Below are 19,028 nucleotides of genomic sequence, written 5' to 3'. Positions count from 1 at the left end.
GTCCTCGGACCAGGGTCGGCGGACGGCGGCGAAGACGAACTCGGGCTCGTGGGCGAAAGCGGGGGTCGAGGGGGCTACGTAGAACGTGGGCCGGGACGCACCGAAGCCCACGATCCGGACCGATGCGTGGACGTTGATCCGCTCGGTGATCCGGTACGTGCCCTCGGGGACGAAGACGAGGCCTCCTCCGTCGCCGATGTCGACGCCGCGGGCACCGCCGACGATGTTGCCCAGCCAGTTCTCGCCGCCGCGGCGTGACGCCTCGTCGATGGCCGCCTGGATGGCCGCGGTGTCGTCGCCCGTGCCGTCACCATGAACGGGGAACTCCTCGCTCCCGAGGACGACCGCCGTCGGGTCCATGGGCATCGACGTGTAGACGGAATGGCTGGACGTGTGCCCGGACGTCTCGCCGGACGTGTCGGCGGGCGACGCCGCCGGCAGAGCCGTTGCCTTGACAGCCACCAAGCCCATGATCACCGAAATGATCAGCGCGACGGCGGCGAGAGCGGCTCTGGGCCGGCGTTGCACGGATAGTCGGCGTTGCACGGATGACGGAGTCGGCATGTTCGGGTCACCTCCGCCCGGCCGCTGGTTGCGGCGGTGCCACGGTCGTGCCGTCGACCACCGTGCACGGGATGTAGGTCTGGAGCTCGGTATCGTCGCCGGGCGTGAGCTGGCCCATGACGATCTGCAGCGCCCGGACCCCCATCTCCCGGCGCGGGATGAGGAAGCCGGTCCAGTCGACGGGCACCGGTTCCGGCGTCTCGGGGTCGCCCAACCTGGCAATGGAGAGGTCGCCAGGGACCTCCAACCCCCGGTCGAGAGCGGCGAGCCGCAGCGGCGCCGCGAGGTCTGCGCTGACCACTGCGGCGGTCATGTCGCTGGCGAGGAGGGCGTCGACGAGGTCGCCGACGGGGTTGTCGCCGAGGTCGAACGTCACCGGCTGCCTGCCTGCACTGGCCATGGCGCGGCGGTAGCCGCGTGCTCGGTCCTCGACCGACTCGTGGCCGGTGAAGCCGTTGACCAAGGCCACCCGCCGATGACCGAGGTCGAGCAGACGTCGCACGACCGCTTCCGTCGCGTCGGCATAGGCGGCGGCAGCGAAGGGGACGGTGCCCCGGTGCGCCGCACGGCGGCCGACGAACGCGAAGGGAAAGTCCTGCCGCAGCAGTTCGTCGAGATCCTCGGGTCGGCTGTGGCGGCCTAGCAGCACGCAGCCGTCCGCGACTTGCAGGCGGCGCAGACGCGTGCCGCTGACCAGCCCGGTCTCGCCTTCGCCCATCGAGGTGAAGAGCAGCAAGTCGATGCCGAGGCGCTGCGCTTCGGTCTCCATGCCCTCGAGGAACGGGTGGTAGAAGTTCCCGGCCGATGCCGGGAAGACCGGCTCGTAGGTGTAGACGCCGACGATCGACGAACGCCCGCCGGCCAGCGACTGGGCCACGGGGTTCGCGGCGTACCCGGTCACCTCGATCGCCCGGAGTACGCGGTTCGCGACTTCCTCGCCGACCCGGCGTTGACGTGACCCGGTGCCGTTGAGCACGAGGGAGACAGTCGTCTGGCTCACCCCCGCCATCCGGGCGACGTCCGCCTGCGTCGGACCACGTCCCCGGCGTCCGCGGCTTGCGGTGCTGCCTGCCGTCATGGGCGCTGAGATCACCACGTTTTGCGCAAAACGTCAAGACCCCGGGGAGTTGATTTTCATCGGCATGGCCGTCGGGAATCGTGCTCGACAGCCACCGAGCGCACCGACCGGCGGATCTTGAGGAGCCTCGCGATGACCCGTGATCCTGAGCAGATCACTCTTGTCGTTTTGCGTATGACCCCGTATATCTACGGCACACGTGCCGACGACATACGTCCCGCCGCGGCACACGAGCGCGACAACGTGCCCGCATCGACGCATCCGATCGCGACCGAGCCCGAGATCGCGACGCAGGTCGACTGACCCGTCGCGAGAAGGAGGACCGACGATGGCAACCGCATTCGCGCGGGCGGCGCGAATTTCCGCAGCAGTCGCGATCTGGGCCACGCTGCTGGGCGCGCCTGCTGCCACAGGCACACTCGTGGCGGATGCGTCCGAACCCCCGGCCCCGGCCACGGACGAGACGCTCGACCGGTACGCCGAATGGATCCTCGCCCGGGCTGACGGTGAACGCCGCAATGGCCTCGTCCGCAAGCTTCCGTACCTGTCGGGACCGACCCTGTTCGACGACGGCCGGTGCACGATCGAGGACCCGTGCCTGCAGCCTGACGTCGAGCAGAGCACGGCTGCCTGCGCGTCGCTGGAGTTCCTCTCTGAGTACTTCCCGGCACGCGCAGCCGCGCACGGCCGGGAAGTCACCGCCGACGAACTCGCCATCGTCGCCGAATTCGCCGACGCCGTCCTCGACTACCAGTACGACCCCACGCCCACTCACACCGACGTCTTCGACGGAGCCGTGGCCAGCTCACTCGACGGCAACCTGCAGTACTACACGACGTTCGGCAACGCCGCGTGCGGCCAGGCCCTCCTCGCTGCGCACGAGCTGACCGGCGCGGCCGCCTACCTCGGCGCGGCGACCGAGATCGGCGAGTTCCTCCTGCGCATGCAGGACCCACGGGAGTACTACGCCGCCTACGGCGGCTACCCGTTCGTCGACGACGAGGGCGAGCCGACCGAACCGAACGGCGGGTTCTTCGACCAGGTCTCCAGCTGGAACAACGTGTTCTCGACGATGTCGCTGTGGAACTTCATCGCCGTGTCGTTCCTCCAGGATCTCCAGGACGCCACCGGCGCCGAGGACGGCCGCTACGCCGCCTCCGCCGCTGCGGCGCGTGAGTTCTTCGAGGGCGGGCTCGCCGCAGGTACCGACTGGTACACGGTGCGGTTCCACTCCGAGGCCCCGTCGCGTAACCGCATCGTGGCGATGCAGGCCAACCGGGCCGACTGCCAGGACAACCGCTGGCACCGCAAGGGATCGTGCACCTACGAAGACGGCCTGCCGTCGGGTGGGACTCTCGGGACCGACATGATCGAGTACGGGTTGGCGGGGCTGTACCGATACGAGGAGGCCGTTCACGGCCCCGCGGCGGCGCGCGACGCCGTCGCCGCTCACTACGCCCGGTACACCTCTCTGCCCGCCGTCCACACCGCTTCGTCGTGGGACCCGCTCGACTGCGTCGACGACTCGCGGGCGGGAGCCGTCGATTCGTACTACCCGCCGGACCATCAGGGGGACGTTCCCACTGGTGATCCGTGGGACTTCGATCCGCATCTGTCGCTCGGCGGGTTCATCCGCTCCGCGGGCACCGAACTCGTCTCGCAGGAGGCGAAGTACTACGACGTCGTCGGCTTCGGGATTCTCGCCGAGGTGCGCGACGCCGTCGTCCCGGCGAAGTTCGCGCACGCGTTCGGCCGACTCGCCGCGGCGGGCGAGGACGGGCTCGGCGCGATCCAGGACCGCACGATCACCCCGATGGCCCTGGCCGCACGCGACTCCGACGACCTCGACGGGGACGGGGATCTCACCGAGGCGGTATGCAACGTCACCGTCGGCACTCTGCCGATCGCCCACAACGGCCTCGGCATTCTCGCGACTCTCGGGTACGTCGTCACCCCGTTGGAGATCCCCGACGCCGATCTGCCGGCCGGCGACCTGGCGACCGGGTACGACGGTGCCCTCGCCGCGACGGGCGGCGTTGAGCCGTACTCCTGGTCGCTCGCTGACGGGCACCTGCCTGCCGGGATCGACTTGGGGCTCGATGGAACTCTCACCGGCGTCCCCGCCGTCCCGGGGACGTCGACCTTCGCGGTGCAGGTACGAGACGCACTCGGTGCAATCGCGCGCCGGTCCATCACCGTGACGGTCGGTGGCTGCGAGCGCATGGTCACCGGCATCCACCGCGGCGGCATCACGGCTGACACCGGCGTTGTGTGCCTCGATGGTGCCAGGCAATCCGGTGACGTCGTCATCACCGGAGACGCCCGCCTTGCCGTACTCGGGAGCGCCATCAACGGCGCGGTCAGGGTCGGCGGGAACGCGGGCGTCACGTTGTGCGGCACGGATGTGCGCGGCGAGCTCGATGTCGTGGCAACGGAGGGACGGGTCCTCGTCGACCCGGCGCCGTGTCCGACCAGTACGGTCACCGGTGGGCGGGGGCCGACGGCGGCCGGGTGACCGATCTCGCGCGATTTCGTGGCTGATTCCGAGTATCAGCAAGTCGACCAGCAGCTTCACGCCGCGACTCTGGTCGACGGCGCTCCTGCGAGCTGGAACCACCGGCCCGTGACAGCCGTCGAAAAGGCATGCGCTCACTCTCGCTCGGTGCCTTGGCCGTTGCGGGCGCTGCTGCGGCGACGGCTGCCGTGGTGGGCTCGGTGGCGGCGCTGTGGCCAGCGGGCGGCTCGGTGGAGACGCGGGTGGCCTCGCCGGAGTCCGATCTCGCCCCGGCGGGCATGCGGCTGGTGGGCCTGGCCGGTGCCGCGGTGGCGGTCCCGCAGGAGTGGGCCACGAACGCCCATACGTGCGGGACGCCGATCAGCGACACGGTGGTCATCGACCTCGGCCCGGTGTTGGCGTGTGCCGCGCCACGCCCGGCAGGTGTGGACAGTGTCGAGGTGACTTCGTGGGCTCCCAGGTCGGGATTCACCGCGGACGAGACGTTCGAGATCGACGGTGTGTCCGCGCTGCGCCAATCCACGGCCTGCCAGCCAGACCTCGCCGATGAGGCCGTCGACGTCTGCGCCGGGACTGTGCACATCCCGTCGATGGGCGTGTACTTCCGAGCCGAATCCTCCACCGATGCCGAAGCCGACCGGATCTTGGAGCGGATCCAGATCCTGCCCGACCGTATCGGTGTGCCGGGTTTCCGGGGCTACCTGCTGAACGAGCAAGAGGACGGCGAAATCGCCTACCTCGACGCGCTGGAGAAGGCCGGGCTGGTCCCCGACGTCCAGCCTGCCGACGTTCCGCTCGTCAGCCCCGGCCCGGTCGTCGACGTCTCACCCGAACCGGGCACCATGCTCAAGCCTGGCGACTTCGTCACCGTGACCGTGGCCGCCCAGTGGCTAGATGGTCCGCCCGGTTGATCCGTTGCCGTTGCTGGTCCCTCCGCCTGGGTACGGAAGAAGAGCCAAGGAGGAGGCCCATGATGACCGAGCGCGACGACGATCAGAGCACGACCGAGGAACAACGCCACGAGGGCCGACGCGTCAGCCAGGAGGAACGCGACCGCGCAGCCGCAGTCCACTCCGTCGATGACGAGACCCGGATGCACGCTGACGCCGACGAGACCGAGCTGGTGCAAGGCGCTGGCGGCGAATTGCGCCGCGTGGACGACGAGGACGGCGACGCGAACCCTGTCGACGCCGAGCACGACGACCAGGACTCTGAACCGACGAAGAACGCACCAGACGAGGTGCGCCCGGATGTGACGGCTGCCTCGGAAAACCGGGACGACGGCTCATGACAGCAACGCGTCGGCTTGCTGTCGTGCTTGGCTAGCTCGTTCGCCGTCACCCCGGCGCTCGCATGCGTCCGCCAACGCCTTCAAGGCTAGCGTTTCAAGCCGTAGGTGATGACCCTCCCGAGCCAGGTCGACGGCACTCTGGGCGGCTTCGACGCCGTCCTCGCCGCGGGCCGCCGCTGCGTGCGCAATGGCGACCCACGCCTCACAACGCAACTTGCTCGAGCCGAGTTCGTCGGCGATCGCCAGCACGTCGGCGAAGGCATCAGTCAGCGGCGTGGCGGGTTCGGCGCGGGACCGGAAGGCGGCCCACGCAATGGCTCGGCGGTAGGCCGCGGCGGACGACGGGCTCGGCTGGTCCAGCGCATCGGCTTCGTCAAGGTGTTTGCGGGCAGCTTCGAGGTCGCCGAGCTCGACTTCGGTGGTCGCGAGACCGTAGAGGCACCGGGCCCGGATGGGGTCGGGAAGCGCGTCCCCCAGCTCGCAACCGGCAAGAGCGTAGGCCCTCGCCTCGGCGAACTTCCCCTCGCCAGCGAGCTGAAACGCCATGTTGTGCAACATGGCTGCTTCGCAGTACCGATCGCCCCGACGACGATGCCGCTCGAGCGCGATCTCGCCGACTGGACGCGCTTCGGCGTACCTGGCTTGCAGGTACAGCGTCGAGTAGAGGTTGTGCCAGGCAGCGGCCACGAACCGGTCAGCTTCGGGAGGAAGCGCTGCCTCGGTGACCGCGCGCATGAGCACCTCGGCGTCGATCACGTCACAGCAGTCGGATGAGACGACGTCCATCAGCACTGTCATCCCGGCCGCCTCGGCTGCGCGCTGCTTGTCGTCGCTGGTGAGTTCACGCACGGCGACGTCGGTCAGCGTGGGCCACCTGGGGTGCAGCCATGCATGCACGTCCGCACGGTCGGTGAAGGTGCGGCCGACGACGTCGTCGGTGGCCAGAATGATCGGGTCTTCGGGCCGGTCGTCCGGGCGGACCAACCGCTTCGCGTTCAGCAGGGACTGAATGAAATAGTGCAGGATTCGTCGCCCGGCCGGGGAACGGTCGATGTCGCCGTGCTGGGCTGCGTAGAGCCGGACGAGGTCGTGCCAGCGGTAGGTGTCGGGCTCGGCGGCGAAATCGAGCAGTCGGATGTCGGTGAGCAACTCGAGCGACCAGCGCGCGGACGTCATGTCGGTGGCCCATACCTCAGCCGCGAGGTCAAGGTCGATGACGGCACCCGGCACAGCTCCGAGCAGCAGGAACCGTTCAGCCAACTCGGGGTCGAGCGATGCGTAGATGGTGTCGAACATCGCCTGGACGCTTCGGTCGCCCAGCCACAGCTCGTCCAGTCGGTCTGCGCCGGCCAGCCGAGCGGCCATGTGTTCGATCGGCCAGGACGGGCGAGTCGCCAACCGGCTCGCGGCGATCCGGACCGCCAGCGGCGCGCCCCCGCAGGCACGCAGGACGTAGTCGGCGGCTTCGGGCTCAGCCTCGTGCCGCGGGCGTCCGATGATCTTCACCATCAGTGCCCGGGCTTCGTCGTGGTTGAACATGCCGAGGTCGATGTGAACGTCGGCGGCCATGGCCAGCCGCGGGCGACTGGTGATGATCACGGCGCACCCGGGCGATCCAGGAAGCAAGGGCGTGATCTGATCGATCCCGGCGGCGTCGTCGAGGACGAACAGCAGTTTCCGGTCGGCGCACAACGACCTGAGCAAGGCCGTGCGTTCTTCCACGGACGCGGGAACATCACCGTTGGGTATGCCCAGCGCGCGCAAGAAGGTGCCCAGTACGTTCGCCGGCTCGACGGGCGTACGGCCACTGCCGAGGTCAGCGAACAGCTGGCCGTCCGGGAAGCTCGCTCGAACAGCGTTGGCGGCGTGGACGGCAAAGGTGGTCTTGCCCACGCCGGCACTTCCGGAGATCAAGGCGATCCGCACGCGATCGTCGCCGGGCCGGACTGTCGACGTCAGCGCTGCCAGCTCGTCACTTCGCCCGACGAAGTCCGCGATGGCGGGTGGCAGTTGTGCCGGTTTGGCCGGTGCGCTGACGTTGATCGGTCCCGCGCCGACGAGGTCGGTGTCACCGGCGAGGATGCGCTCGTGCAGGCGGACCAGTTCCGCGCCGGGAGTGATGCCGAGGTCTTCACGCAGGACACCGACCAGGTCGTGGTAGGCGGTCAGCGCTTCGCCCTGTCGCCCCTGGTGATAGAGCGCGAGCATCAACTGGCCCCACAGGCGTTCACGCCAGGGGTTCTCGTCTATCAGTTGGCGCAGCGATGTCAGCAGGTCGGTGCCAACGTCGCCCATCTGGAGCCGCAGTTCGTTGGCGCGTTCGGTGGCGCTGAGGAACTCGTCCACCAACCCGGGCCCGTACTCGCGGGTCAGCGCATCGGGTGACAACCCGAACAACGGCTCGCCGTGCCACAGGGCCAACGCATCGCGGAGCCGGCGAAGCTCGGTTTCGGGCGGGGTGCCTTCGGGGGGCGTGGCGGCCAGCGACCGGAATCGGAACACGTCGACGGCCATGGGATCCAGGCCCAGGGCGAATCCGCCGCGCTGGGATTCGATGGCGTCATGACCCACCAGCTGCCGGAGCCGGGTGGCGTAGTTCTGCAACGCTCGGCGCGGATGCTCCGGGGGGCTGTCCGGCCAGAGGTAGCTCTCGAGAGCGGCGAACCCGACCTGTCGACCTCCGCCGAGGGCGACAGCAGCCAGCATGACTGCCAGTCGGCCGGTGAGTGCAGGTGTCTCGACTCCGTCACGAGAAACCCCCACCGGCCCGAGCAGCCTGATCTGCGTGGCCATGTCGTAGCGGACACCTCCAGTCAGGTCCTCGCCGTCTCCAAATTACAGCGTGGCCGACTGGCGTCGGCCGAGGACGGTGAAACCGACGTGAGGACGTCGAGAAACATCGACGAGGACAGCCGCGCGTAGCGTCAATGCGGCACCGACGGAGGAATGAACGGCCGCGCGTCCTGTCCCATGGTCCGCGCAGCGAACAGTACGAGACATCGAACCAAGGGGACGACCGATGGCCCTGACTCGGCCACGACTTCTGACCACACTCGCGGCGCTGAGCGCCGCGGTTGCCGCGCCGCTACTCGTCGCGCACGGAACCGGCAACGCTGAGAACGCGGCAACACAGGTCACCGGCTGTGCGATCAGATTCACGTCGAGCGGGCCGGAGATCCACGAGAACGCCTCGCACCGGTGTACGGGGGCGTCGTCGGTTCGTGTGCAAGCGGACGGCGACCTCGAGATCCGCCAGACCAGCGGCGCGCCGATCGTGTCGGTCACGGTCGAGGAGGACGAGACACTCTCCACCCGCGGCATCGTCGCAGGCCCGTCCGGCGGCACCGGTACGACGATCGTGCGCTTCTTCGCCACCCGGTCCAAGCAGGCCGTACGAGCGGACTCCCCGGCTCTGCAAGGCGCGCAGTCGAACATCTGGGTGACCTGGGTTCAGGCCGGGTAGAGCGGCCGAATCCCTCATACATCGAACCCACACGTATTCCTAGGAGGACGATCACGTTGAAGCGACTAGCTACAGCTGTAGCGACCCTTGCCATCATGTTCGCCGGCGCTACGGCCCCGGCCGTGGCCGACGAGGCCGCCACGGCCAAAGCCGCGGCCAAGGCCGCGTCGGTGTGCGGTCACTCGGACACGTTGTATGTGAATTCCGCCTACCAGAAGGACGCACTCACGTGCCGGTGGACTTCGGGCCTGGGCACACTGAACAATTACGCGTCGACCGACGGCGTGGCACGGGGTGACCTCTACCACCATGTGAGCTTCACGAACCACAGTGGACGTGACATCCATCTCGGCTTTTACCGGCAAGGAATCCGGAACGGCAAGAGGTACACGTACAACTGGCGCTACAACGCGCCCATTCCGCGGGGTGAAACCCGAACGTACTCGAGTGAGTACGGCAGCCTTTACTACACCAACATTCGTGGACTCGTGAAGCACCACGCTACCGGTCGTGCCATTTACACGCCGTGGATCAACTTGGAGTTGTGCACAGGGCCGGGCGGGGATTGCTGAGTGGCTGTTCGGCTACGAACGTCGGTGATCGTGCTCACCGTCCTGGCGACGGTGACCGGGGCGGCGGGTCTGGCCGCCTCGGATGACCAGCCGGTGGCTGATGCAGTTGCGGCCGAGCCAACAACGGCGGCCGAGGAACGCGCACCGTGGGCGTCGCCCCTGACGTCGTTCCTCGGCCTCGGCCCAGAAGCTGCGGCCGAACACATGTCGGCCGGTGAACAGAAGATCGCCGCATGCATGCAAGCCGCCGGCTTCGAGTACACACCGGCCGTCCCGGAGACTGCTGATGTCCTGCCGGGAGAACTCACGTCATTCGCCGACGCCTCCGAGTACGGCTACGGGCTGACCATCAACCGGTCCGCCGACGAGATGCCCAATCGCGAGGCCTACGAGGCGCTGTCGGCGCGCGAGCGCGAACGGTGGGACGACGCGCTCTACGGACCCGCCGCGGACGGTACCGGTTGCCTGAACGAGGCCGGGATCGTCCTGCCGGAGCAGGCGCTGGAACGTGAGCTCAGCCGGCCGGAGTTCCGCAACCTTGCCGCCGGTATGGCCGAGCTGGAGACGGCGATCACCACCCATGAGCGTGTCACGAGAGCCGTCAGCGCATGGTCGGCCTGCATGGCGGAACAGGACTTTCCTGGCCTCGACGCTCCGGGAGACGGTTTCGAGCTGGTGTTGGAGCGCGCCGGGCAGACGGTCGGTGCCGATGTCGCCGTCGACGGCTTCGACACGGCATGGCTGGATCGGCTCTCCGACGCCGAGTTGGCCGAGCTTCAAGAGTTCGAGCGTGCCGTCGCCCGTGCGGACATCCGCTGCCTGGCGGACTACGACGCCGTCGAGCGCGAGATCCGCACGGACTTGGAGAACGAGTTCATCGCCGGCCACCGCGACGAGCTGGCCAGTCTGCGCAGCGCGATGGAGCAGCACGGCTGAGCGCGGGTGACGTGTCACCATGGCGTGGAAGCCGTGCTGACCGTGCTTCGCGCCACGAGCATCGCCAGGCCGATCGTCAACAGCGTGGCGATGCCGAGGCTCGCGGCCAGGGCGTGTCCGGGCTCTGCAGCTCGGGTTTGGGCGATCGCGTAGCTCCCGATCCCGATGGCGGCGCCGAGCCCGTACCCGACCTCGAGCGCGGTCGTGACGAGCCCGGAAGCCGAGGAAGCCGAGGCGGCGGGCACGAGACGCACGGCCAGGGCATTGAGGGCCGGAGCGATGCATCCCATCGTGCATCCGATCAGGACCAGAAGGGCCACGAGCACGACAGCTGAAAGCTGGCGCGTCAGCAGCAGGGCCAGGGCCAGCAGCAGATAATTGAGCACCAAGGCGGTCGAGCCGACGGTCAGCAGCAAGTGCGGTTGCGCCTGCACCAGCCGGGGGAGAGTTGCGGAGACGACCGCGAACGTGCCGGCGAGCGCGACGAAGAAGAGCCCAGCCGTGGCCGCGCTGTATCCCCTGGCGCCGATGAGATACACGGGGAGCAGGCTGAAGAGGATGGCGTTGCCGGCGTAGTACGCCAAGGACGAGACAAGCAGCCCGCGAAAGCCCGGCAGCTGAAACACACCGGTGTCGATGATCGTGTCTCTTCCCTGACGTCGTGCTCGTCGAAACGCCGCGCGGGCCAGGACGACGCCGACGACGGAGAGGCAGACGGCGACCAGCGCGATGCCAGGCAGGTGTTGTGCGAACGAGAGCGCTGAGGTCGTGGCCAACAGGACGATGGTGACCGCTGCGAGACCTGCGCCGTCGATCTCGGCCCTGCGGCTGCCACCCGACTGCGGAAGCTTGGCGATGCCGAGCAGCACGATGGCGATCATGACCGGGATGTTGATCCAGAAGACGGTACGCCAGCCCAGTCCGAACAGATCGAGGTCGATCAGGATTCCACCGATGACCTGCGAGCCTGCGGCGGCGATCCCGCTGACTGCGGAGAACGCCGCGAAGGCGTGCAGGCGTGCCGACTCGGCGAGGTGAACCTGGATGAAGGTGAAAACCTGTGGCATGAGCAGGGCCGGGCCGATCCCTTGCAGGAGTCGGCCGATCACCAGGACCTCAGCGCTCGGAGCGCTGGCGCACACGGCCGAGGCGAGGCCGAAGAACACGCAGCCGGCCAGAAACATCCGTCGATTCCCGAAACGATCGCCGAGGCGTGCGCCGCCGAGCAGGAGAGCTCCGTAACTGACGTTGTAGAGCGCGAGTGCCAGTTGGATGTGGAGCGTGTCCGCTGCGAGGTCAGCGCGGATAGCTGGGGTCGCGATCGTGGCGATGAACACGTCGGCCAGCACCATGAAGACGGCGCCGAGCATCACGGTCAGGGCGGTTCGGGACGACTCGGCTCGCTCATTCACAGTTTGCTTCACGTCAATCAACTGTGCAGACCTCAATAAGCTGGATAAAGAGTCTCTTCCTTCATGACTCTTGAGGAGTGCTACATAGTGCGAGTCGACACCGCGGAGATCGAGTGCTTCTTGACGGTGGCCGGTGAACTGCACTTCGCCCGCGCCGCCGAGCGCCTGGGGCTCACCCCGTCGCGCGTGAGTCAGCTCGTCGCCGGGCTCGAACGCAAACTGGGGACGTCGCTGTTCGACCGCACCACCAGGAGGGTCCGGCTGACGCGCGAGGGCCAGATTCTCGCCGACGCCATCGGCCCCGCGTACGACTCCATCCGGGCAGCGCTGGAACGCACCCGACGGCGAAGCTCCCTACCGCCCGGCACGCTCGTCGTCGGTCAACAAGGTCTCGCCGCAGGTGATGTGACCACCGCGATTCTCACCGAATTCGCCTCGATGATGCCCGACTGGCGGATTCGAGTGGTCGAGTTGGACTTCGCCAACCAGCTCGAGTCCGTCCGTGCCGGAAACGTCGACGTCGCGCTCGCCCGGTTGCCCGTACACGAAGACGACATCGTCGTCGGCCCTGTCGTCGTGCGCGAGCCCCGAGCGCTGGCCGTTCCGGCCGATCATCCCCTCGCAGGCCGAGCGGAAGTGAGCATCGAAGAGATCGGCGACGAATTCGTCTTCGACCTACCCAGCAGCGCGCCGGAGTACTGGCGCGATTTCCACGTTCCCCGTATCACCCCTGGTGGCAAGCCGCTCAAGCGCCGCGAGACGGTGACGAACCCGGTGGAGTTGCTCGCTCTCATCGGTGCCGGGCGCGGCGTCAGCCCGATGGTCGCCAGCATGAACGACTATTACCCGCGACCCGACGTCCGCTACGTGCCGATCACCGACATGGCGCCGTCAGAGGTGGCCGTGATCTGGCTCGGGGAACGCGCCACCCCGCAGACCCTCGCTTTTGCCAGTGCAGCAGCTGTCGTCGCTGGCCACAGGCGTGGCCACGGTGCCGGGTAAGACCCACTGACCCGGTGGGCGTTGACATGGAGAAGTGCCGCGCCTAGCTTTGAGCAATCGATTACTCGGCCCGCTTCCGCCTGAGGTGAGCATGCTCCGACAGCGTCAGTTGCCCCATGCCCGAGCTCGTCACGTCGCCATGCCGTTGGGTGGAATCGGCACCGGCAACGTCGCGATCGCCGCGGACGGCGCACTGCGGCAGTGGCAGTTGCACAACATCGGGAATCACCGCGGTGACCTGCCGGGATCCTTCTTCGCGCTGCGGGTGTGCCGCATCGAGCCGCCGCTGAACGTCGTCAAGGTCCTGCAGGCCCCGCCGGCCGAACCTGGTGTCACGGCGACCCCGCTGATGAACGACGATCACGTGCCCGAGTGGCAGCGCGCCCTGATCGACACGGTCGGCGGCGTCACCTCGACGACGTTCCGGAGTACCTATCCGCTCGCCGAGATCGACTACCACGATGACGACCACCCGGTGCAGGTGCGACTACGCACGCTGACGCCGATGGTCCCGCTCGATGTCGACCGCAGCTCCATCCCCGCAGCGATGTTCACGTTCACCATCACCAACACCGACGAGATCCCGGTGCACGGCTGGCTCGGCGGCACGGCACACAACGCCGTCGGCTACGACGGCGTCACCTCCATCAACGGCGTCCACGCCCGCGGCTACGGCGGCAACACGAACCGGGTTCGACGAGCGGACTCGTGGACCGCGCTGGTGATGGAGAACCACACTCTGGACCCGTTGGCCGCAGGCAACGGACAGATGGTGCTCAGCTGCGACGGGTCCCGCACGAGCGCACTGGCGCAGTGGACCGAGCCGGCGGAGTTCATCGACTTCCTCCAGTCGCGGACGTTGGCCGAGGCCTCGCGGTTGGGTCACGCCGGCCACCTGGCCGACTACCAGGTGAGCGGGCCCGCCCCCACCCACGGGCCCAGTCCCGAGGGCGCGACCTGGAACGGCGGCCTCGCCGCTCCGTTCACCCTGCAACCCGGCGAAAGCGTCGACATCAGGTTCGTCCTGACGTGGCATTTCCCGAACCGCTACGTCAACTTCAGCCAGTTCGGGCCGACGAACCCCCAGTGGGGCCCGACGCGCTTCTGGCTCGGCAACCACTACGCCCAGGTCTACCCGGACGCCATCGCCGTCGCGGACCGCGTGCAGCGTGAGTGGTCGGACCTGGAGAGCGCGTCTCAGTCCTGGACGCAGACGCTGCAGGACAGCGGACTGAACCCGGAGGCCGTCGAGCACCTCGCCGCGCAAGCCTCGATCATTCGCAGCCCGAGCTGCTTCCGAACCGCCGACGGTGCGTTCTTCGGCTTCGAAGGCGTTCAAGGGGTCTCGACGGCGACGCATTCGGGCAACGTCGGTGGCTCGTGTCCGCTGAACTGCACCCACGTGTGGAACTACGAACAGGCGCTGGCTGCGCTCTTCCCGGAGCTCGAGCGAAGCATGCGCGAAACCGAGCTGGGCGTCATGCAGGCACCGAACGGGTCGATCCCGCACCGGGTGATCTCGCCGACGTACCTGCCGCAGCTGTGGGACCAACGCATCGGTGGGCCGGACGAACCGGCGCTCGACGGCATGCTCGGAGTGCTGTTGAAGACCTATCGAGAGGTACGCCGCGGAGCTGGCACCGATTGGTTGCGGCGGTGGTGGCCACACCTCACCCGGCTCCTCGCTCATATCCGCACCGGCTGGGATCCCGACGGCACCGGTGTGCTCCGCGGCATCCAGCCCAGCACCCACGACATCGATCTGCGCGGTGTGAACAGCTTCATGGGGACGCTGTGGCTCGCGGCGCTGCGGGCAACCGAAGAGATGGCACGGCTGCTGTCCGAGCCGGCGCTGGCCGACGAGTTGAACGCGCTGTTCAAGGCCGGCAGCGCAGCGTACGACGAACTGCTGTTCAACGGCGAGTACTACATCCAGGTGCTCGACCCCGACGAGCCGACGGAGTTCCAGTGGGGGCGTGGCTGCCTGTCGGACCAGCTGATCGGGCAGTGGTGGGCGCACCTCCTCGATCTCGGCCACATCCTGCCGGCCGACCACGTCCGCTCCGCGTTGCGTGCGGTCGTGCGACACAACTTGCGGACGGGATTCACCGGCTTCGAGCACATCTACCGGGTCTTCGCCGACGGGGACGACACCGGTCTGCTGATGTGCTCGTGGCCTGACGGCGGCCGTCCGGCCGTGCCGACGCGGTACTGCGACGAAGTCTGGACCGGTGTCGAGTACCAGGTCGCTGCGCACTGTCTGCTGGAAGGACTCGAAGCGGAGAGCTGGCAGATCCTCGACGGCCTGTGGGCCCGATACGACGGTTCGCGCCGGAATCCGTACAACCAGATCGAGTGCGGCGACCACTACGTGCGGGCGATGGCCGGGTGGAGCGTCCTCGAAGCCTGGACGGGACAACGCTTCGACGCCGTCACCGCACAGCTGCAGGTGCGTGAACCGCGACCGGGGGAACGCCTGCCGGTCGTTCTGCCCACGGGTTGGGGTTACGTCGAATCCGGTCCGGACGGGCCGCGCGTGCACTGCGTTCACGGGGAGATCGACGGCATCACCGTATCCGTGCGGTGACGCAGAGGAGGCCGACGATGAATCGCCAGAACTCCAGCGCCACTCAGTGGCCGTTCTCCCGTCGACGAATGCTGCAACTGCTCGGCGGCGCGGCCGCGCTGCCGCTGACCGGAGGGTTGACCGCCTGCGGCGGCGCACCCGGCGCAGCGACCAAAGGATCGGCTGACGCCGGCGCCGTCGAGTTCGTCTATCTCGGCGACGTCAACCACCGCAAGCAGTTCGAGCAGCTGTTCGCCCAGTTCAACGAACAGCACCCCGAGATCGAACTACGCGCCACCGCCAAGTCGGGCTCGTGGGCGGAATTCGCCTACGCCGTGGCGACCCAGATCGCCGGCGGCCGGCCGCCGGACATCGTCCAGATCGCCACCGAGGGACAGCGGCTGTTCTCGTCCAAAGGCGTGCTCGAACCGCTCGACGAGTTCATCGAGAACGACCGGTCCTACGTCGACGAGTACTACGACGACATTCACGAGAACCTGCGCCTGTGGACCCAGAAGTACGGCTCGCCGGACGAGAACACGTACTACATCCCTGGTGGCTACAACCCGATCGTCCAGTTCTGCAACACCGAGCTCCTGGAGAAGGCGGGCGTCGACCTTCCGGAGGAGGGGTGGTCCTGGGACGACTTGATGAGCGCCGGTAAGAAGGTGAAGGCGCAGGGCGCGTATCTCATGACCGTCCAGCACAACTATTGGCACGACGTGCTGCCGTGGCTGACCAACAACGGCACGTCGAGCCTGGACGAGTCGTGGACGACCTCACTCATGAACAGCCCCGAGGCCATCGAAGCCGGTGAGATGGCACGAGCGTTGGTGGCTGAGGGGTACGCCCCCGAACCCGGCGGCAGCTACGACCCCCCGACGCTGATGCAGCGGGGCGAGCTGGCGGCATTCCACGACGGCGCCTTCGGCATCGTGAACGTCGACCGGGTCGGTATGACCGACAAGACCAAAGTCGTGTTCTTCCCGAACAACGGCGTGCACGGCTCACCGGTCGGCTGGGACGCGTGGGACATCACCCGGGAGTCGCCCAACAAGCAGGACGCGTGGACGTTCATCAAGTTCCTCATGTCCGTCGAGGGCTCCTCGTTCTTCGCCGAGACCGGCGGAACCATCGTGCCGGCCAGGCGATCGGTCGCCACCAGCGACGCGTTCCTGGGCAACGCCCCCGAAGGCAGCATCAAGCTCGTCGAGGTCCTCGACGTGGCGACGCCGGTCCCGTCACCCGACAGAGGTCCTGAGATTCAGCACATCGTCGAGGAAGGGTGGCTGCAGGTGATCTCCGGTTACGCCGACGCTCGGACGCAGTTCAACAAGACACACGACAAGATCGGCCCACTGCTGTGACGGCGACGACGCTCGTCCCGGCCTCGCGCGCGTCCGGGACCGAATCCCAGCACCGCGGACGACGACGGCAAGAGTGGCTCGGGTATCTGTTCATCAGCCCCGCGGTCGTGCTGTTCGCCGTCTTCATCGGCGGGCCGTTCGTGTTCGCGATCGCGCTGAGCTTGTTCTCCTGGGACCTGCTGACGCCGGCCGAGTTCGTCGGGCTGGACAATTTCGTCACGCTGTTCCAGGACCCGGTGCTTTTCCAGGCGTTCGGCAACACGTTCATCTTCGCCTTCGCCTCGGTGGTCACGCACATCGTCGGTGGCTTGTTGCTCGCCCTGGGGGTCAACCGGATCGCCAGCCGGGTGGTGTCGTACTTCGTGCGTACGGCGGTGTTCTTCCCGTTCATCATCTCGTGGGCCGCGGTATCGCTGTTGTGGCAGTACCTGCTCGATCCGACGTTCGGCCTGGTCAACCACTATCTCGACCGTCTCGGCATCCAGCCGCCGGACTGGTTTCTGGATCCGAGTTGGGCGCTGCCGGCCATCATCGGCATTGATTTCTGGCACACGCTCGGCTTCACCTTCATCATCATGCTGGCTGGGCTTCAGACGGTGCCCGAGCACCTGACGGAGGCGGCCAAGACCGATGGCGCCAACCGGTGGCAGATCTTCTGGAACGTGACGGTGCCGATGATGTCGCCGACGCTGTTCTTCGCGACCGTCGTGACATTCATCGGCGCGTTCCAGATCTTCGACCCGGTGCAGATCATCACCAACGGTGGGCCGGACGATGCCACGACGACCTTGGTGATGTACATGTACGAACAAGGCTTCCAGGCGTTCCAGATCGGTTACGCCTCGGCCGTGGCGATCATCGTGTTCGTCGTGATCATGCTGGTGACACTGTTGCAATTCTGGACATCCAGGAAGTGGGTGCATCAACAGTGACCGTCGCCGTACAGTCCCCGAAGCGTCGGCGCCGGAAGCTTCGAACCGGGTCGGTGATTCTCGACGTCGCGTTGGCCGGTTTCGGCGTGGTCATGATCGCGCCGCTGGTGTGGTTGCTTTCGACCAGCCTCACCGACCCGGCCGAGGCATTCCAGATCCCGCCCAACTGGGTGCCGGTGAACGCCACGTTCGACAACTTCTCCGGCGTCAACGACCTCGTTCCGTTCGGGCAGATGGCGTTGAACAGTCTCACCGTGTCGGTGATCGCCACCGTCGGATCATTGTTGGTGAGTGCGCTGGCCGCATACGGCTTCTCGCGCTTCTCTTTCCGTGGCCGCAACGGCATTTTCATCATGATGCTCAGCGCGTTGATGGTCCCAGCCCAGCTGCTGATCATCCCGGTGTTCATCTTGATGCGCACGCTCAACTTGGTCGACACGCTGGTTGCGCTGTGGCTGCCGGCATTGATCCACGTGTTCTCCATCTTCTTTCTGCGGCAGTACTTCAACAGCATTCCGCGCGATCTCGACGACGCTGCCAAGATCGACGGCGCCGGGCACGTGTGGATCCTGTTCCGGATGATCGTCCCGTTGTCCGCGCCGGCGATCTCGGCGATGGCGATCCTCGTTTTCGAGGCGTCGTGGAACAACTACTTCGGACCGCTGATCTTCATCAGTACGCCGGAGAACATGACACTTCCGCTCGGCTTGGTGACGTTGCAGGACGCGCAGGGCGGCGTGGCCCCCACGGGGGTGTTCGCCGCGATCACCTTGGTGGTGCTGCCGGTCCTGTTGGTCTTTCTGCTCTTCCAGCGCCAGTTCGTGGCCAGCATCGCGACCGCTGGAATCCGGGGCTGACCGATGCGACCACGGCCCGACACGTCGGTGGCGGCAGCGCAGGGCCGGGAGAACCCTTACCTGCGAACCGCGTTCAGCCAGGCGTGGCCGCAGTTGCCGCTGCTGCTGCTCGGCAGTGCGAGCGTGAGCGTTGCTGTGGTGGTGAGCCTGCTCGCGAGCAGCGTTGCGCCGCCGGTGGGATGGGCGGCCAGTGTTGTCACCGTCGCCCCGTGCCTGATGGCGCTGGTGTGGTGCGGGTGCGTCATCGTGACCGGCGGCGAGGTGTCGATGCGTCACTACGTTGGTGCGCTGCGGCGCCTCTATTGGCGCGCGGTCCGCGTCGCGGCGGTGCCGCTGGTTCTGGCGGTTCTCACCATGATCGCCGTCTTCGGGCACCAGCGCGGTGGTGGAATGTGGCTGCTGCTGCCCGCGGCCGTCGGCGGGACATCGACGGTGCTCGCCTCCGTCGCGGCAGTGGTCATGCTGGCGTTGCG

The 19,028-nt window shown here is 67.4% G+C and carries 17 protein-coding genes; 13 read left to right on the top strand and 4 right to left on the bottom strand.

The features are described 5' to 3' along the window. Positions 1-564, bottom strand: a 564-nt coding sequence (locus tag M6444_RS14220) for a glycosyl hydrolase family 28-related protein (protein WP_298328577.1), incomplete at its 3' end; no start/stop codon positions are given. Between the two features lie 7 nt (positions 565-571). After that, positions 572-1,573, bottom strand: coding sequence for a LacI family DNA-binding transcriptional regulator (locus tag M6444_RS14215; protein WP_298328579.1), 1,002 nt, complete (start codon positions 1,571-1,573; stop codon positions 572-574). Between the two features lie 201 nt (positions 1,574-1,774). Between M6444_RS14215 and M6444_RS14210 the strand changes: the two genes are divergently transcribed. The 4 genes from M6444_RS14210 (at position 1,775) to M6444_RS14195 (ending at position 5,448) form a co-directional block, all read left to right on the top strand. Beyond that, the gene (locus M6444_RS14210) at positions 1,775-1,945 is read left to right on the top strand and encodes a hypothetical protein (RefSeq protein WP_298328575.1); all 171 of its coding nucleotides are present in this window, start codon (positions 1,775-1,777) and stop codon (positions 1,943-1,945) included. Positions 1,946-1,970: 25 nt separating this feature from the next. After that, positions 1,971-4,157, top strand: coding sequence for a putative Ig domain-containing protein (locus M6444_RS14205; RefSeq protein WP_298328574.1), 2,187 nt, complete (start codon positions 1,971-1,973; stop codon positions 4,155-4,157). 128 nt (positions 4,158-4,285) lie between these two features. Then, a complete protein-coding gene (locus tag M6444_RS14200; protein WP_298328572.1) occupies positions 4,286-5,068 on the top strand; it encodes a PASTA domain-containing protein in 783 nt (260 codons plus the stop codon). 59 nt (positions 5,069-5,127) lie between these two features. Then, positions 5,128-5,448, top strand: coding sequence for a hypothetical protein (locus M6444_RS14195; protein WP_298328569.1), 321 nt, complete (start codon positions 5,128-5,130; stop codon positions 5,446-5,448). Here the strand turns inward: M6444_RS14195 and M6444_RS14190 are convergent. Beyond that, positions 5,443-8,241: a BTAD domain-containing putative transcriptional regulator gene (locus M6444_RS14190; RefSeq protein WP_298328567.1), complete on the bottom strand. Its 2,799-nt coding sequence runs from the start codon at positions 8,239-8,241 to the stop codon at positions 5,443-5,445. The two genes, M6444_RS14195 and M6444_RS14190, sit on opposite strands and share 6 nt — an antisense overlap. A 226-nt stretch (positions 8,242-8,467) precedes the next feature. Between M6444_RS14190 and M6444_RS14185 the strand changes: the two genes are divergently transcribed. The 3 genes from M6444_RS14185 (at position 8,468) to M6444_RS14175 (ending at position 10,419) form a co-directional block, all read left to right on the top strand. Then, positions 8,468-8,911 carry a hypothetical protein gene (locus tag M6444_RS14185; RefSeq protein WP_298328565.1) on the top strand — a complete coding sequence of 148 codons (444 nt, stop codon included), beginning with the start codon at positions 8,468-8,470 and terminating at the stop codon, positions 8,909-8,911. A 95-nt stretch (positions 8,912-9,006) separates the two neighbouring features. Then, positions 9,007-9,483, top strand: a complete 477-nt coding sequence (locus M6444_RS14180) for a hypothetical protein (protein ID WP_298328562.1) — start codon at positions 9,007-9,009, stop codon at positions 9,481-9,483. Then, the gene (locus M6444_RS14175) at positions 9,484-10,419 is read left to right on the top strand and encodes a hypothetical protein (protein WP_298328559.1); all 936 of its coding nucleotides are present in this window, start codon (positions 9,484-9,486) and stop codon (positions 10,417-10,419) included. Between the two features lie 14 nt (positions 10,420-10,433). Here M6444_RS14175 and M6444_RS14170 read toward each other — a convergent pair whose 3' ends face one another. Next, the gene (locus M6444_RS14170) at positions 10,434-11,843 is read right to left on the bottom strand and encodes an MFS transporter (RefSeq protein WP_298328557.1); all 1,410 of its coding nucleotides are present in this window, start codon (positions 11,841-11,843) and stop codon (positions 10,434-10,436) included. Between the two features lie 75 nt (positions 11,844-11,918). Here M6444_RS14170 and M6444_RS14165 point away from each other — a divergent pair, with 75 nt between their 5' ends. The 6 genes from M6444_RS14165 to M6444_RS14140 all read left to right on the top strand — a co-directional run. Further along, positions 11,919-12,833: a LysR family transcriptional regulator gene (locus M6444_RS14165; protein ID WP_298328554.1), complete on the top strand. Its 915-nt coding sequence runs from the start codon at positions 11,919-11,921 to the stop codon at positions 12,831-12,833. A gap of 91 nt (positions 12,834-12,924) precedes the next feature. Further along, positions 12,925-15,420 (top strand): GH116 family glycosyl-hydrolase, encoded by a 2,496-nt coding sequence (locus tag M6444_RS14160; RefSeq protein ID WP_298328551.1) that lies wholly within the window; start codon positions 12,925-12,927, stop codon positions 15,418-15,420. 17 nt (positions 15,421-15,437) lie between these two features. Continuing rightward, entirely contained in the window at positions 15,438-16,766 is a 1,329-nt protein-coding gene (locus M6444_RS14155) for a sugar ABC transporter substrate-binding protein (RefSeq protein ID WP_298328549.1), read from the top strand. Then, positions 16,763-17,698, top strand: coding sequence for a sugar ABC transporter permease (locus tag M6444_RS14150; protein ID WP_298328548.1), 936 nt, complete (start codon positions 16,763-16,765; stop codon positions 17,696-17,698). Before M6444_RS14155 ends, M6444_RS14150 begins: the two co-directional genes overlap by 4 nt. A gap of 53 nt (positions 17,699-17,751) precedes the next feature. Continuing rightward, positions 17,752-18,555 carry a carbohydrate ABC transporter permease gene (locus tag M6444_RS14145; protein WP_298328547.1) on the top strand — a complete coding sequence of 268 codons (804 nt, stop codon included), beginning with the start codon at positions 17,752-17,754 and terminating at the stop codon, positions 18,553-18,555. Between the two features lie 3 nt (positions 18,556-18,558). After that, a partial coding sequence (locus tag M6444_RS14140) for a hypothetical protein (RefSeq protein WP_298328545.1) occupies positions 18,559-19,028 on the top strand: 470 nt, incomplete at its 3' end.

Source organism: Haloactinopolyspora sp. (assembly GCF_027324685.1).
Classification (GTDB): domain Bacteria; phylum Actinomycetota; class Actinomycetes; order Jiangellales; family Jiangellaceae; genus Haloactinopolyspora.
Note: the sequence above shows the minus strand (reverse complement) of the source record. Positions and strands in the feature narration are given on the sequence as shown.

What these genes read in the sequence shown, in the direction of transcription:
- M6444_RS14195 (WP_298328569.1), top strand. Translation starts at nt 5,128, where the DNA reads ATGATGACCGAGCGCGACGACGATCAGAGCACGACCGAGGAACAACGC.
- M6444_RS14215 (WP_298328579.1), bottom strand. Translation starts at nt 1,573, where the DNA reads ATGGCGGGGGTGAGCCAGACGACTGTCTCCCTCGTGCTCAACGGCACC.
- M6444_RS14185 (WP_298328565.1), top strand. Translation starts at nt 8,468, where the DNA reads ATGGCCCTGACTCGGCCACGACTTCTGACCACACTCGCGGCGCTGAGC.
- M6444_RS14180 (WP_298328562.1), top strand. Translation starts at nt 9,007, where the DNA reads ATGTTCGCCGGCGCTACGGCCCCGGCCGTGGCCGACGAGGCCGCCACG.
- M6444_RS14155 (WP_298328549.1), top strand. Translation starts at nt 15,438, where the DNA reads ATGAATCGCCAGAACTCCAGCGCCACTCAGTGGCCGTTCTCCCGTCGA.
- M6444_RS14190 (WP_298328567.1), bottom strand. Translation starts at nt 8,241, where the DNA reads ATGGCCACGCAGATCAGGCTGCTCGGGCCGGTGGGGGTTTCTCGTGAC.
- M6444_RS14205 (WP_298328574.1), top strand. Translation starts at nt 1,971, where the DNA reads ATGGCAACCGCATTCGCGCGGGCGGCGCGAATTTCCGCAGCAGTCGCG.
- M6444_RS14200 (WP_298328572.1), top strand. Translation starts at nt 4,286, where the DNA reads ATGCGCTCACTCTCGCTCGGTGCCTTGGCCGTTGCGGGCGCTGCTGCG.
- M6444_RS14210 (WP_298328575.1), top strand. Translation starts at nt 1,775, where the DNA reads ATGACCCGTGATCCTGAGCAGATCACTCTTGTCGTTTTGCGTATGACC.
- M6444_RS14160 (WP_298328551.1), top strand. Translation starts at nt 12,925, where the DNA reads ATGCTCCGACAGCGTCAGTTGCCCCATGCCCGAGCTCGTCACGTCGCC.